General features: G+C 66.9%; 13 protein-coding genes. 2 read left to right on the top strand and 11 right to left on the bottom strand.

Annotated elements, in window-relative coordinates:
• Positions 1-5: 5 nt before the first annotated feature.
• The 7 genes from G6035_RS08510 to G6035_RS08480 form a co-directional block, all read right to left on the bottom strand.
• The gene (locus G6035_RS08510; protein WP_176616647.1) at positions 6-1,109 is read right to left on the bottom strand and encodes an enolase C-terminal domain-like protein; all 1,104 of its coding nucleotides are present in this window, start codon (positions 1,107-1,109) and stop codon (positions 6-8) included.
• 1 nt (position 1,110) lies between these two features.
• Positions 1,111-2,904, bottom strand: coding sequence for a thiamine pyrophosphate-requiring protein (locus G6035_RS08505; RefSeq protein WP_176616646.1), 1,794 nt, complete (start codon positions 2,902-2,904; stop codon positions 1,111-1,113).
• Between the two features lie 12 nt (positions 2,905-2,916).
• Positions 2,917-4,566, bottom strand: a complete 1,650-nt coding sequence (locus G6035_RS08500) for a GMC family oxidoreductase (protein ID WP_176616645.1) — start codon at positions 4,564-4,566, stop codon at positions 2,917-2,919.
• On the bottom strand, positions 4,563-5,225 hold the full coding sequence (locus tag G6035_RS08495) for a gluconate 2-dehydrogenase subunit 3 family protein (protein WP_176616644.1): 663 nt from the start codon (positions 5,223-5,225) through the stop codon (positions 4,563-4,565). The genes G6035_RS08500 and G6035_RS08495 overlap by 4 nt, the downstream gene beginning before the upstream one ends.
• Positions 5,222-5,704, bottom strand: a complete 483-nt coding sequence (locus G6035_RS08490; RefSeq protein ID WP_218063046.1) for a hypothetical protein — start codon at positions 5,702-5,704, stop codon at positions 5,222-5,224. The genes G6035_RS08495 and G6035_RS08490 overlap by 4 nt, the downstream gene beginning before the upstream one ends.
• 65 nt (positions 5,705-5,769) lie before the next feature.
• Entirely contained in the window at positions 5,770-6,102 is a 333-nt protein-coding gene (locus G6035_RS08485; RefSeq protein WP_176616643.1) for a hypothetical protein, read from the bottom strand.
• Positions 6,099-7,187: an SDR family oxidoreductase gene (locus G6035_RS08480; protein WP_176616642.1), complete on the bottom strand. Its 1,089-nt coding sequence runs from the start codon at positions 7,185-7,187 to the stop codon at positions 6,099-6,101. Before G6035_RS08480 ends, G6035_RS08485 begins: the two co-directional genes overlap by 4 nt.
• 758 nt (positions 7,188-7,945) lie before the next feature.
• On the opposite strand from G6035_RS08480, the gene G6035_RS08475 reads away from it, so the two are divergent.
• On the top strand, positions 7,946-8,104 hold the full coding sequence (locus tag G6035_RS08475) for a hypothetical protein (RefSeq protein ID WP_176616641.1): 159 nt from the start codon (positions 7,946-7,948) through the stop codon (positions 8,102-8,104).
• Positions 8,105-8,230: 126 nt separating this feature from the next.
• Complete coding sequence (locus G6035_RS08470; protein ID WP_371130926.1) at positions 8,231-8,908, top strand: type 1 glutamine amidotransferase domain-containing protein; 678 nt, start codon at positions 8,231-8,233, stop codon at positions 8,906-8,908.
• 1,002 nt (positions 8,909-9,910) lie between these two features.
• Here G6035_RS08470 and G6035_RS08465 read toward each other — a convergent pair.
• The 4 genes from G6035_RS08465 to G6035_RS08450 all read right to left on the bottom strand — a co-directional run bounded on the left by G6035_RS08465 (position 9,911) and on the right by G6035_RS08450 (position 13,808).
• Positions 9,911-10,318, bottom strand: a complete 408-nt coding sequence (locus G6035_RS08465; protein ID WP_176616640.1) for a hypothetical protein — start codon at positions 10,316-10,318, stop codon at positions 9,911-9,913.
• 1,078 nt (positions 10,319-11,396) lie between these two features.
• Complete coding sequence (locus tag G6035_RS08460; RefSeq protein WP_176616639.1) at positions 11,397-12,380, bottom strand: aldo/keto reductase; 984 nt, start codon at positions 12,378-12,380, stop codon at positions 11,397-11,399.
• A complete protein-coding gene (locus G6035_RS08455; RefSeq protein ID WP_176616638.1) occupies positions 12,381-12,788 on the bottom strand; it encodes a cupin domain-containing protein in 408 nt (135 codons plus the stop codon). It abuts the gene before it with no gap.
• A gap of 108 nt (positions 12,789-12,896) precedes the next feature.
• On the bottom strand, positions 12,897-13,808 hold the full coding sequence (locus tag G6035_RS08450; protein ID WP_176616637.1) for a helix-turn-helix transcriptional regulator: 912 nt from the start codon (positions 13,806-13,808) through the stop codon (positions 12,897-12,899).
• Positions 13,809-13,981 lie beyond the last annotated feature (173 nt).

Raw genomic sequence — 13,981 nt, 5'->3', positions numbered from 1 at the left:
GGCGCTTAGGCGACCCGGTATTCCTCCATCGCGCCGGTCCGGACGGCCAGCCCGTTGCCCGGCTCCGTGGAGGGGCGCAGGGCCCCGCCGTGCGGGTCAAGGCAGCCCTCGAAAAACAGGTTTTCGATGCGGACATGGTCATGGAACCATTCCAGGTGCCTGAAGTTGGGGGTGGCTGCCGCGGCATGGACGGTCATGTGCGGGGCACAGTGGCCGGATATTTCCAGGTTGCAGGCAGCCGCGAGCGCCGCAATGCGCAACCACTCGCTGATGCCTCCGCACCGGGAGACGTCGGCCTGCACGCAGTCCAGGGCATCCGCGACACACATGCGCCGGTAGTAGGCAAGGTCCGTGCCGTATTCGCCCGCGGCCACGTCTGCGTCCACGCGTTCGCGGACCTCGCGCAGGCCCGCAAGGTTGTCCGAGGAGACGGGCTCCTCAAACCAGCTGATGTCCAGCTCACGAACCTTGGCCATGATCCGGATGGCCTGTTTTGCCGTGTAGGCGCCGTTGGCGTCGACGAACAATGCCGCATTGGGGCCGATGATGTCGCGGGCCTGGCGCATCCTCTCCACGTCCCGCCCTTCCTCAGTGCCAAACGACTCGCCGATCTTCATCTTGGCCCGGGGGATTCCCTGGCCGTGAACCCAGCCGCCCAGCTGCCCGGCGAGCTGGGCTTCGTTGTATGTGGTGAAACCGCCGCTGCCGTAGACCGCAACCTCGTCCCGCACGGCACCCAGCAGGCGGTGCAACGGCAGGTGGAGCAGCCGGGCCTTCAAGTCCCAGAGCGCGCAGTCGGCCGCTGAGATGGCGTAGGCGGCCATCCCCGGACGCGGGGTGTTGCGTGTTGCCTGCGCCATCGCCTGGGCGGCGCGGCCGACGTCGAGGGCGGGCAGGCCCTGTACCGCAGGGGAGAGGACTTCCCCGACGAGAGCCGAACATGCGGCGGGGCCGTACGTCCACCCCAAGCCTGTCACGCCGCCGGCGCTCGCCTGCACCAGGACCAGGGTGGTGGAGTCCCACGCAAAGGTGCCGTCCCCCTCCGGGGCGTCGGTGGGCACTTTATAGGCTGCGGTTTTCAGTTCCTCGACGGCGGGGTCCGCGTCCATCTCAGCCCTCCTTGTGGGGGAGGGCCTCCTGCAGCTTGGTCTTCACTCCCTCCTTGATGAAGCCCCAGGCGCTGGAGTCGCCCTTGAGGACCGACTTGGCGCTGTCCATCGCCTGCTCCAGCGTGGCGTGTGGCGGGATGGGCGGAATGTCGGGATCGACGTGCACGTCCAGCACGGTGGGCCGGTCTGCCGCAAGGGCCCGTTCCCAGGCCGGTCCGACGTCGTCGGGGCTTTCCACCGTGATGCCCTGCAGCCCGATCAGGTTGGCGAATTCGCCGTACGGCACGTCCGGCAGGGTCTGCGACTCCTCAAAGGCCGGTGCGCCCTCCATGGCGCGCATCTCCCAGGTGACCTGGTTCAGGTCGTCGTTGTGCAGGACCGCCACGATCAGGCGAGGATCGGCCCACTCCTGCCAGTAGTGCTTGATGGTGATCAGCTCCGCCATGCCGTTCATCTGCATGGCGCCGTCACCGGCGAAGGCGACGACGGGGCGCTCCGGGCAGCCAAACTTCGCCCCGATGGCGTACGGCACGGCAGGACCCATGGTGGCCAGCGCGCCGGACAGGGAGCCGCGCATGGCATCGCGGAAGCGCAGCTGGCGGGCGTACCAATTGGCGCTGGAGCCCGAGTCGGCCGTGACGATGGCATTGGACGGCAGCCGCCGCGACAATTCGGAAAACAGCATCATGGGGTCGATGGGATTCGCGGAGACGTTGGCCTCCATGTCCATCGTTTCCCACCAGCGCGCCACGTTGTCCTCGATGGTGGTGCGCCAGGAGGTGTCTTCGCGGGGACGTAGCAGCGGGATCAAGGCTTCCAGCGTCGTTTTGGCGTCCCCGACAATGTTGCGCTCGTACCCGTAGCGGAGGCCAATCATTTTCGGGTCAATGTCGATCTGCACCGCCCTGGCCTGCCCTGGTTTCGGCAGGAACTGGGTGTAGGGGAAGCTGGAGCCGACGGTCAGCAGCGTGTCGCAGTCGCGCATCATTTCGTAGCTGGGCCGCGTGCCGAGCAGTCCGATGGAACCGGTGACGTAGGGAAGTTCGTCGGACAGGACGTCCTTGCCGAGCAGCGCCTTGGCCACGCCGGCGCCCAGCAGGTCCGCCACCTCCATCAGCTCCGCCCCGGCGCCCTTGGCCCCGGTGCCGACCAGCATGGCCACCTTCCTGCCGGCGTTGAGGATGGCGGCCGCCTCCCGGATGCCCGCGGCGTCGGGGGTGATGGTCGGCCACTGCACGCCAAGGCTCGAAGGGACCATCTTAAACTCGTGGGTGGGGGCGGAATAGGGCAGTTCCTGCACGTCGGAGGGAATGATGATCGCCGTCGGCGCCCTTTCGGCCAAGGCGATCCGGACGGCGCGGTCCAGGACGTTGGGCAGCTGTTCGGGGACGGTGACCATTTGGACGTAGTTGTTGGCGACGTCCTTGAACAGGCTCAGCAGGTCCACCTCCTGCTGGTACGCGCCCCCCAAGGCGCTTTGCGCCGTCTGGCCCACGATGGCCACGACGGGCACATGGTCCAGTTTTGCGTCGTACAGGCCGTTGAGAACGTGGATGGCGCCGGGTCCCGAGGTCGCCATGCACACGCCCAGGCGGCCCGTGAACTTCGCGTAGCCCACGGCTTCAAAAGCGGACATCTCCTCGTGCCTGGACTGGACGAACTTGGGTTTGTTCCCTGCCCTGCCAAATGCGGCGAGCGTGCCGTTGATCCCGTCGCCGGGGAACGCGAACACGTGGTCCACCCCCCATTCTCGCAGGCGGTTGAGCAGGAAGTCTGCAACTGTTTGCTTGGCCATGATGGTGTCCTTTCAGTTCGGCAGGTGACCGGTGCCGTTTCGGCTGGCGGCGATTAGCCCCGCCGCCGTGCGGGCGGCGATGGCCATGATGGTCAGGGCCGGGTTGGCGCTGCCCTGCGTGGGAAGCACGCTCCCGTCCACGATGAGCAGGTTCGGCACGGCGAAGCTCACACAGTCGGAGTTGACCACGCCGGCGTCCTGCGTCGCCGCCATGCGGGCGCCGCCGACCAGGTGTGCGTAGCGGTTGATCGTGATGACCTCCTCCGCGCCGGCGGCCGTGAGGATTTCCTCCATGCCGGCCTGCGCCGCGTGCATGAGCGCTGTGTCGTTCTCGCATTGGGAATAGCTGAAGTTCGCCACCGGCATGCCGCGGCGGTCCTTTTCCTCCGAAAGCGTCACCCGGTTCCCGGCCTGGGGCAGGAATTCACACAGGGCGCCCAGGCAGGCCCAGTGCACGTAATCGCTCATGTACTTGCGCAGGTCGGTGCCCCAATGGCCCTGTGCCATGATGTGCTCGGCCCAGGTGATGGGCAGCGGGGAAACCGTCTGGATGGAATACCCCCGCTTGTACGGCCTGGTGGGGTCGGTTTCGTAGAATTCCTCGCTGCTGACCTCCGGCGGCGGCGCCTTCCACATGCGCACCTCCTGCTCGAAGCGGCCTGCGGTCTGGGGCGCCCCTTGGACCATGAGGTACCGCCCCACCTGGTCGAAGTCGTTGCACAACCCGTCGGGGAACCGCTGTGAGGCGGAATTCAGGAGCAGCCTCGGCGTCTCGATGGAGTAGCCGGCGACGGCGACCATGCGGGCCCGCTGGAAATGTTCCGTGCCGCGGTGCTCGTAGTGGACCCCTGTGGCCCGGCCGGTGCGCCCGTCAACGGCGACGCGCGTGACCATGGTGTCGGCCCGGACCTCGGCTCCGTGGGCCAGGGCGTCCGGGATGTGGGTGATCAGCGGGGAAGCCTTGGCGTTGACCTTGCACCCCTGGAGGCAGAAGCCGCGGTAAATGCAGTGCGGCCGGTTCCCGAAGCGGCCGTTGGCGATGGCCACCGGCCCCACCTTCGCTGTGACCCCTGCCTTCAAGGCCCCGCGCAGGAACAACTCGCCGTTGCCGGAGACCGGATGTGGCCGGTGCGGGTAGCCGTGCGGATCCCCCCACGGCCAGTGTTCCCCGGCCACGGGCAGTTCCCCTTCAATGTCCTCGTAGTAGGGCCGGAGGTCTTCATAGCGCAGGGGCCAGTCGGCCCCCACGCCGTCCGCCGAGAGCGTGTGGAAGTCGCTGGGATGGAACCGCGGGACGTAGCCGGCGAAGTGGACCATGGAACCGCCCACGCCACGCCCTGAGTTGTTTGAGCCCAGCGGCACCGGGTCCGCACCGGAGATGACGCGCGGCTCCGTCCAGTACAGATCGTGGGAACCGGCCTCGTCGCTGACCCAGTCCCTCTCCGGGTCCCAAAACGGGCCGGCCTCCAGGACCAGCACACGCCACCCGGCCCGGGCCAGGCGCTGCAGCAGGGTGGCACCGCCGGCCCCGGCCCCCACGATGACCAGGTCCACTTCGTCGCCGTCGTCAAACCGTCGCATGCCGTCGCGCAGGCCCGGGTCGATGCCGGGGCGGGCGGGCAACAGCCAGGCGGACCCGTTGCGCTCCCTGACCCCCGTCATGATTGCCTCCGCAACGGGTCTTGGCGGGGCCGTGCATCAGCCACTTCGGTCGGCTCCCGGGCGTCCAGGCCAAGGTTTTTGTAACCGCGTGGATAGGCTGGGCCGGTGAAGCCAATCTCGTCCCACGCCCATGGATGTGAATAGAAGGCGGTGCAGCCGTAGCGTGTCCACAGGCTCCAGACATGGGACGCCGGCCATTCGTGCCAGTTGTCCTTCCCGAGATTTTGGACGCTTTGCAGGACCCGGTGCTGCTCGTGCCAACCGGCGCGCGCAAACGTGCTGCCGCAACGCAGCCGGGCGTCGTCGTCCAGCCAGGCCAGGGAGATTTTCCAGGCCCGGCCGTCCTCCGGCATCCCCTGGTAGTGCCAGCCGTCCGTGGCAGCCTCGGCGAGGCGGGCGTCCACCATTTGCACAATTGGAATGCGCGGTTCCTCTTTCTGGCCCAGCAGTTGGTTGAACAGCGCGTCCGCGGCGGCCTCTTCGGCCGGCGTCAGGTAGCGCATGTGTGGCTGGTTGCCCAGGCGCTGCATCACAACCGACTCCGTGGCAGGATCCCAGTTCCCGGACAGCTCCGCGGAGTGCAGTCCCGGGAACCGTCGCCCGCCGTCACGCTCTGTGAGGGGCAGCGCCTTGGAGCCCCCTGTCGCGGGGGCGCTCACCGTTCCCGCCTCAGGATGCCCGCCAGCAGCCCCATCGCCCCGACCATCGTGACCAGCAGCGGGGCGAGCAGCGGCGGACCCATCTCCATGTTGTAGCGCAGGTTGCCGAAGCCGCCTGGCTTCTCCGCAATGCCACGGGCGTGCAGCCAAGTGCCCTGGAGCCCGTTGGCCACAATCAGTGCGGACGCCACCGGCAGGGCCGTCTTCGCCATGCGCCGGCTGAAGAACCCTGCCACCCCGGCCGCCGCACCCACGGGGCCGAGGACAACGGGAGCCCACATCCAAGGGTCGCCGAAGCTGGCCTTGTCGTGCTCGAAAAAGATCTCCGCCGCCGTGACCAGCGATCCGACGGCGGTCACCGCGGACAGGGACCGCTCGAACCGGCCGGTTTCGATGTTGCGCACCATCCGGTCGATGCCGACCAATGCTTCGGCAACCAGTTCGGGTGATTTCTCGTGCCGGCTAAAAGGGGCGGTCATTGTGGCTCTCCTGTCAGTACCTTGTGCGTGGGTTGGGCGGGTTCCTGCGGCCCGCAGCGGACCGTTCATCTGTTCTCCAGCAGGGCGAAGGACCCGGCGATTACGGCGTCCCTCCGTGCGGGGCGGCGCAGGCGCCGGGATCCGGCGGCGAGGGCCACCATGGTGGCGCAGTGTGCGGCGTCGACGAGTGAAAACACCCGGTGCAGTCCGTGCGGGGCGGCCAGCCGGTCAGCGCCGGCCAGCAGCGCGGCCTGGGCCACGTGCCGGGCACCCAGGACCCGCACAATGGTGACGGCTCCCTTGGGAGGGGGGCCTCCTGACAGCACCCGGTAGACGCCCGACGGCCAAATCAGCTCGCACGCGCCATAGCAGGCGCGCACGAGCTCCAGCGTCCTCATCGCAACAGCCGCCGCACCAGTGCCAGTGCCGCGGCGGCACCAACGAGTGCCGTCCCGGACACCAGCAGCCCGTGATGCTGGGAGGCCCACAACTGGCTGCTGGCGGGGGCTGACCTGTCGTCAAAAGCGCCGTGCGCGCCGAAGTCGCGTTCGACGTCGGCCGGTTCCCACAGGTTGGCCGGCTGGTCCGCCGGCTTCGCCTCATCGGTCTGTTGTGATTCATAGCCTGTGCGGGCCAGGTACCGGTCCAGTACGGCCGGGACGATGGCGTTGGCGGCGAGGACCTTCATGGTGCTGCCGCCCACCCAGTATTCGCGCCGCCTGGGATGGTCGGCCGCGTAGATCACGGCCCTGGCGGCCACCTCGGGCTGATAGATGGGCGGCACCGGCTGGGCCTTGCGTGGGAGCCGGGACAACACCCAGGAGAACTGGGGCGTGTTGACGGCCGGCATTTGGACCATGGTGGTGTGGATTCCGCTGCGGTCGTGAAGCAGTTCGCACCGCAGGGCCTCGTTGAATCCCTGGATGGCGTGCTTGGCGCCGCAGTAGGCGCTCTGCAGCGGGATGCCCCGGTAGGCCAGCGCGGAGCCCACCTGGACGATCGTTCCGCGGTTCCGGGGGACCATGCATCGCAGGGCGGCCATGGTGCCGTAGACGTAGCCCAAGTAGGAGACTTCGGTGACGCGCTTGAATTCGTCAGGGCTGATCTCCGTGAACGGTGCGAAGACGGACGTAAAGGCGACATTGACCCACACGTCGACGGGGCCGAGCTCTGCCTCAATGCGCGTGGCAGCTGCGTCCACTTCGTCGGCGACGGACACGTCCACTTCCAGGGGAAGCGGCGTCCCCCCGGCAGCGGCCACCTCTGCCGCCGCGGCCGTGAGCCCGGCTGTTCCGCGGGCCAGGAGCGCCACCTTGGCCCCCGTGCGGGCGAAGGCGACAGCGGTGGCCCGTCCGATCCCGCCGCTGGACCCGGTGACGACGACGACGCGCCCGGGAGGGCGGGCATCGGCGGCCGCTGTCGATGGGGCAGGGGAGGCAGATGCGCCGTGGTTGTTGGTTGCAGGTTCCGTGGAAGTGGTCATGGGACATCCTTCGGCAAGATCGCGGCGGTTTCCGGCCGGCGTTGCTTGCCGGCGATGTGGGGTGCCACGGTTGTGAACATGCGCCGCCAACCCTTTCAGGGGTGCTCGCGGCGGGCCTGGCGTATGACCTCAACTACTCTTGACGCTAGCGCTGACGCCGGTCCTTGTCCACAGCGGGTGGCCGGAGCGGCCAATGTCTGCGGGGCCGGGTTCGGATGCACGGCGGCCCTGGTGGTTGGCCTTTCCGGCCCCTGCGCATGCCGTCCGGGTGGCCACCGCCCCGGCCCGTGGACCCTGGCCGGGGCGGCACGGCGATCATGGGTTGCCCCCACCGTCGGGCGGTCCCTTCGTGTCAGCCGGCGGGGCTCGTCCATCACCTCAATCACCACAGCGTGTATCAACGCGGCGCGGACCCGTCGTTCCGGTCCTAACAGGCCCGTTTGCCTGCGGCGGGCCTGCTGGACGTGGAAGACAAAGCCACACTGGACCGGCGTTGACGTCCCTCCGGTGGATAGGCAAGTCATTGCGGATGGACGCGAATGGGAATAGCGTTGGAAGTCAGCCGCCATGGCGGCCAGGGGATGCGGGTTAGCACTGCCGGATGAATTCCAAGGCATGTACACCGCAGGTGGTCCGCATTCCATCAAACCCGGGAAGCAGCCCCGGCCATCACATCGACGCTGCCCGGCCCCGAGGTCGGAGCGGTCCTTGACAGTCCGGACCTCCGGGGCCGGCGCGGACGTAAAGGAGGTGGAAAAATGGTTGGGTTGATAGTGCTGCTCCTTGTCATTTGGGCAATCATTGCCATTCTCGGATTCACGTTGAAGGGCCTGATCTGGCTGGCAATCATCGGCATAGTGCTGTTCATCATCACCGGCGCCGTTGGTTGGACGCGCAGAAGCGCCCTGCACCGCTAGGACCATCGGCTCCACCTGAAGGGTGGACGGTCGCGGAAGGGAAGGGCTGGGGACGCCACCGGGTCAATCGTTCGTGCGTGTTCACGGTACCGGCCCGCGCCGGGCGCGGCGCCCTGAAGTTGCGCCGTGCCCGCGCAGCCCAACTGCTGCAGCCTGTACTTGGTCGTGGGGGCCAAGCATGTGGAAATGCGTGCCTGGGGAGGGCATATTCGCGAAGCGCAAGGTGCGCAAGGTGAGGAGAGAAGTCTGATGTCGCACGAGTTGGATGGCAAGACCATTGTGTTTCTGGCCGCTGCCTCGGGTGTCGAACAAATCGAACTCGTGACGCCATGGGAGGCGGTCACCGCCGCCGGGGGCACACCCGTCCTGGTGTCGGACGTCCCCGGCGAGATGCAGGCATTCCACCACGATACCGAACCGGGGGACACGTTCCCCATCGACAAGACTGTTCAGGAAATCCCGGTGGAACGCTGTGCCGCCCTGGTACTGCCGGGCGGAACCACCAACCCTGACAAGCTCAGGCTCAGTCCGGAGGCTGTGGAATTCGTGGCGGCGGTCGTCGGGGCCGGAAAACCTGTCGCGGCCATCTGCCACGGTCCGTGGATGCTGGTGGAGGCTGATGTCCTTGCCGGCAAGACACTCACCAGCTGGCCGAGCCTGCGCACCGACATCCGCAATGCCGGCGGAACATGGATCGACGAGCCGGTGCATGTCTGCATTGAACATGGCTGGCCACTGGTGACCAGCCGCAGGCCCGATGACCTGCCGGCCTTTGTGACGGCGATGGTGACCGCGTTCACGTAGGTGTTTTGCCGCCCTGCCCTGACGGGACCGCCTGACGGGACCGGGGCGTGCTCGGCGGTGCAGCCACGGATGGACCGGCTGCCGTAGGGAAGCTTCCACTGGATGTCATCGTCGGGCCGGGCGGCTCGTTGTTCCTTGTCGGGCACGAGATCCAAATTGATGCCGCCGCCGGCTTACCGCATGACTTGACGACGGCCCTGGCCCAGGTCGGCCTGACCGGAACCACGGAGCTGATGGGGGACGCGGCGGGCCCGTTACTTTGGCCGGCTGGGTGACAGGCACGGTTGTAAGACGCCCTTCATCCTGGCCTCGGCCATCTACCTGGCCGGAGCATGCCAGATATTTCGCGTTGGCCGATGGCCCATGGGCGCGAGGATGAAACCGGGAGAATGGTTGGGAAGATCGAGTCGGACATCCGCACCTCCGACGGCGAACCTGCGGAGGTGGGCGAATCGGCGGCTCTGCAAGTATCCCCGCTTCCAGGCATTCCGTTCCGTGAGGTGACCTGGTCGTTCTGCTACAACGCAATTTTCTTCTCCGGGGCTCCAGTGTTGCGATGGTTCCACGGCGTATCGCCCAGCGGCATCACCTTTTATTCGTCCCCCCGCGGCGTGGGGCCTGGCGATCTCCGATTTCTTCGCCATCGGACAGACCGCCGGTGCCATTGTCCCTGTTCTTTATGACTCCATGAGTGGCGGTGGATTGAGCCGCTGGCCGCCGGTGACCCCCTCGGGGTGCTGTCTTGGCCGTCGGGGGAGGGGTCGCATTGATCTTCTGGGAGAAATCGGAAGGGGGCGGTAGCTTGCACCAATGGCCCCACCCTCTCCAAGGCCAAGGCGGCAGCGCAGAGTCCCGGGAAGCCCGGATCTGACGGCGAGACCATATAAGCAGTGTCCGTTTGGCCGGAACCGGAAACAAGGTGCCCGATCATTTCAAGGGTGATTGCGGTGGCCAGGACCGGGCGCAAGGTGAACCCGGCGCGGACCGCCTGGACAGGAGCCGTTACAGGGGACGCGCCAGCAGGAATCCACACCTGCAGCGCAAGATCCTCACGTCGCCCATGACACTGGAGCCCCTGGCCACGGATGCTTCCCGGGCGGTGTGCTCTCCATCCTGCTGCATGACTTCCCCGCAATGGATGTATTCGTGTCCGAAGTGCAGCACGCCGGGCCCCGCGGGCTCCATGCCAAGAAGGCCAGCTACCCGCCTGACCGTGGCAACGTGGGCGTAGAAGCCGTCACACATGGCGCAGGCGTACTCGACTTCCACAAGGTCCCGGTTCGCCGGCGACAGGGGTCCGATGGACTCAACCACAAGGTGCTCGTCCGTGTCGCAGTATGAACACCAAGGACTCGCATCGGGGCCTTCCGTGCTGCCGGAACGTTCGTCCGCCGCGGGGGCGATCGTCATGGCTGCCTCTTTGAGGGCCCACAACTTGAGAGGGAATAAGGTGGTGAAGCGCTCCGCCTTCGCCCCGATTCAAGTCTCGGGAGAGGCCGCAGGATGGCGCCACGTTCATCGAGCAATGGATCTTCTGCAATCATCATCGGAAGCCTAACCGTGGAAGCAAAGCATGGAGGGTTGAACCTCCACCGTCTGCTTAGGCGGCCAGCGCCCGTGCTGGCAACTACATTTTAGCGTGGGCTGTTTTCTCCGTCCATGCCTGACCACATGTTTGGTGAGTGGGCCGCTGCGCCTGCTGGCAGTCCACGATTGACGTCACTGTGGATTGCTCCGACGGGCTGCCTTCATAGGACCATGCTTCCTCCCACAGGCCCGAATCCGGCGTGTTGACCGTGTCAACACCATTTCTGCCCGACTGGCCTGGACTACGTCGGACCAGGCCGGAGCCCGCATGTCTGCGCGGGTGCCCGGTGTCTGCCTGGAGGCTTTCCCGGGTGCGTGTCCCGCCTCGGGCAACACCCTTTTGCAGCTGCCTGGAAGGCTGGCCAGTCCTGATTTCGCGGTCGCTCCTTGGCTTCCCCTTCGCGGTTCCGGTACGTTTTTCCTACAACTCTTCATGGGGCTTTGGAGGCTATGCAACGCGAGCTGGCGGCACTGTTTGCTTTGTCATTTTTTGCGTGGGAGCTGCCCACTTGAAATTGTGGTTGCCGGACGGGTGGCCGGTGGTCGTTGCCGATTTGGCCTGTGTCCACCGGTCCGGATCCACTGAAGGCACTCGTGCCAACCGGCCTCGGGGCGACACCCCTCACCAAGGTGCCCACGGCTGTGCCAGTCGTCGGATTTGCCCTGCCCCAACGAGTCCCAGCAATGTCAGCGGATCGCGGCGGCGGCTCTGGCCGGCCGTTTGGTGGGTGCGGAGCATTCCTGCGTCGTGGACCCGTGTCATTCTGACGTTCGGCTGCCGCTCAACCCGAAGGGGGCTCCCCGGGGTGCCCCATCAGGCATGGCAGGATGGGACACCGACCAGCGGTGCCTGACCCCAACGGATGCGTTGGGCCAGGCCGGTGCGAGAACGCCTTTGGTCCTAACGGCCCACGAGGCCGAGGTGGTATTCGTTGTAGCGGGCGCCGGTCACACCAACACGGTCCGCCAGGGCGGAAAGACCGGCCTGTTCATCTGCCGAGAGGGCTACTGCGGTGGATCCGGCATTTTCCCCGATGCGGGATGTGCTCCGGGTGCCAGGGATGGGGACGATCCAGGGTTGCTGGGCAAGGAGCCAGGCCAGGGCGATCTGTGCGGGGGTCGCACACTTGGCCTGTGCGGTCGCTACGACGTGCTCAACGAGTGCCCGGTTCGCGGCACGGTTTTCTTCGCTGAACCGCGGGATGGTGGTGCGTATATCGCCGCTCGCGAATTGCGTGCCCTGGTCGAGCGTACCTGTCAGGAAGCCTTTGCCCAGGGGGCTGAACGGGACGAATCCGATGCACAGCCCGGCGAGCGTCGGCAGGACCTCGGCTTCCGGTTCACGGGTCCACAGTGAATATTCGCTTTGCAGCGCCGTCACCGGGTGGACGGCGTGGGCGCGGCGGATGGTGTGGGCTGCTGCTTCGGAGAGCCCGAAGTGCCGCACCTTGCCTTCTGCGATGAGTTCGGAGACGGTGCCGGCAACGTCTTCGATCGGCACCTGGGGATCGACGCGGTGCTGGTAGAACAGGTCGATGGTGTCGGTGCGCAGACGCTGCAGCGAGGCATCTGCCACCCGCCGGATCTGTTCCGGGCGGCTGTTCAGCCCGCCCTTGCCGCCTTCGATGTCAAAACCGAACTTGGTGGCGATGACGACCTGGTCGCGTACGGGTTCCAGAGCCTCGCCGACGAGCTCCTCGTTGGCATGGGGGCCGTAAACCTCGGCGGTGTCAAAGAACGTCACGCCGCGGTCGACGGCCGAGCGCAGGACGGCGACCATGTCCCCACGGGTGCCGGGGTTGGGTCCGTAGCCTTGCGACATGCCCATGCAGCCCAGCCCGATGGCGGACACCTCAAGTCCTTGTCCGAGGGTGCGGGTATTCAATTAGTGGGTGTCCTTCCGGTAGTCTCCGTCCGTGACATGCTCCAGCCAGTTGGTGGTGGTCGACGGGTCATCGGCGTTGTCCAGCAGCGCCAGGTGTTCCATGAAATCTTCGGGCGTGGCGCCGTGCCAGTGTTCCTCGCCCGGCGGCGTGTAGATCGTTTGGCCGGGGGTGGCGCGGATGACGTGTCCGTCGCGTGTGCCGATCAGCGCGACGCCTTCGGTGATGTGCAGGGTTTGGCCGAGCGCATGGGAGTGCCAGGCGGTGTGCGCCCCTGGAGTGAACCGTACTCGGGCGGCGACCATGCGCTGGCCGGGCTGGTGCGGGGCGGCGATTGCATCCACGTACACGTCGCCGGTGAATGTTTCCGCAGGGCCCTTGCCTGTCGCGGCCTTGGGGGTGATCTCCATCAGTGCATCTCCTCAAATTATTCGCTGTGCTGGTTGTGGCGCCGCGACGGCGGGCCGGCTTCCCTGGTGACGCGGACGACGTCGGCGAGGCTGGGGACCCTGTGCGTCTCACCGGGGCGGCGGGGCGCTCTGGGAATTTTCCTGTTCCGGCAGGCGGGCGGAGTTCCGGCCGTACTCGCTGGCGGCCCAGGAGGCGAGCAGTTGCAGCCGCTCGGCCGAGTCCGAGCCAGGCTCCGCGGCGTAGATGGTGATTGACAGGCCAGGTTCGGATTCCATCTCCATGCCCTCATAGGCGAGTGTCAGTTCGCCCACAATCTCGTGGTGGAAGGTCTTGAATCCGGTTCCGTGATGACGGACGTTGTGGGAGCCCCACAGGCGGCGGAACTCGGCGTTGCGGGTGGACAGTTCGCCGATGAGGTCATGGAGTTCCTTGTTGTGGGGGTCGCGCCCGGCTTCGGTGCGCAGGATCGCGACGGTGACCTCGGCGAACATGTCCCAATCCGGGTAGAACCCGCGGGCCCTCTCGTCGAGGAAAGTGAATCGGGCGATGTTCGGCGGCTGCCCGGGCATGTCAAAGGAGTCTTTGTAGAACGCGCGGGCGAGGGTGTTGGTCGCGAGGATGTCCATGCGGCCGTTGCGCACGAACGCGGGCCCGGCGGTCACGGCGTCGAGCACCCATTGCAGGCTGGGGTGCGGCGTCCACCACTTCGGGTTCCGACGTCGCGGTGGCCGGGCCACGGGGCTGGCGGCGTGGGCGAGGTCGAACAGGTGGGCCCGCTCGGCGTCGTCCAGGCGCAGCGCCTTGGCAAGCGCGTCAAGGATCTGCGGGGAGGCACCGCTGATCGCGCCCCGCTCGAGCTTGGTGTAGTACTCCACGCTCACACCGGCCAGGGTTGCGACCTCGCTGCGGCGCAGCCCGGCGACCCGCCGGTTGGCTCCCTCGGGCAGGCCAACCTGTTCAGGGGTCACCCGGGCCCGGCGCGAGGTGAGGAACTCGCGTACTTCTGCCCTGTTGTTCATGCCTTCAACGGTAGGCGCTCAACCACGCATAAGGGAGTCCCTGCCGGTACCCCTATCAACCGGGTCTTCCACGCGCGTGAAAACGGCAGGAGCATGGAACGCAGGCCGGCGGTGTGATCACCCTGGCGGGTGGGCGCCGGACACCGGGCCCAGCGAAGTCACTTCTGAAGGAG

This window comes from Arthrobacter sp. SDTb3-6, assembly GCF_013376095.1.
Lineage (GTDB): Bacteria > Actinomycetota > Actinomycetes > Actinomycetales > Micrococcaceae > Specibacter.
This window is presented reverse-complemented; position numbering and strand designations above follow the sequence as displayed.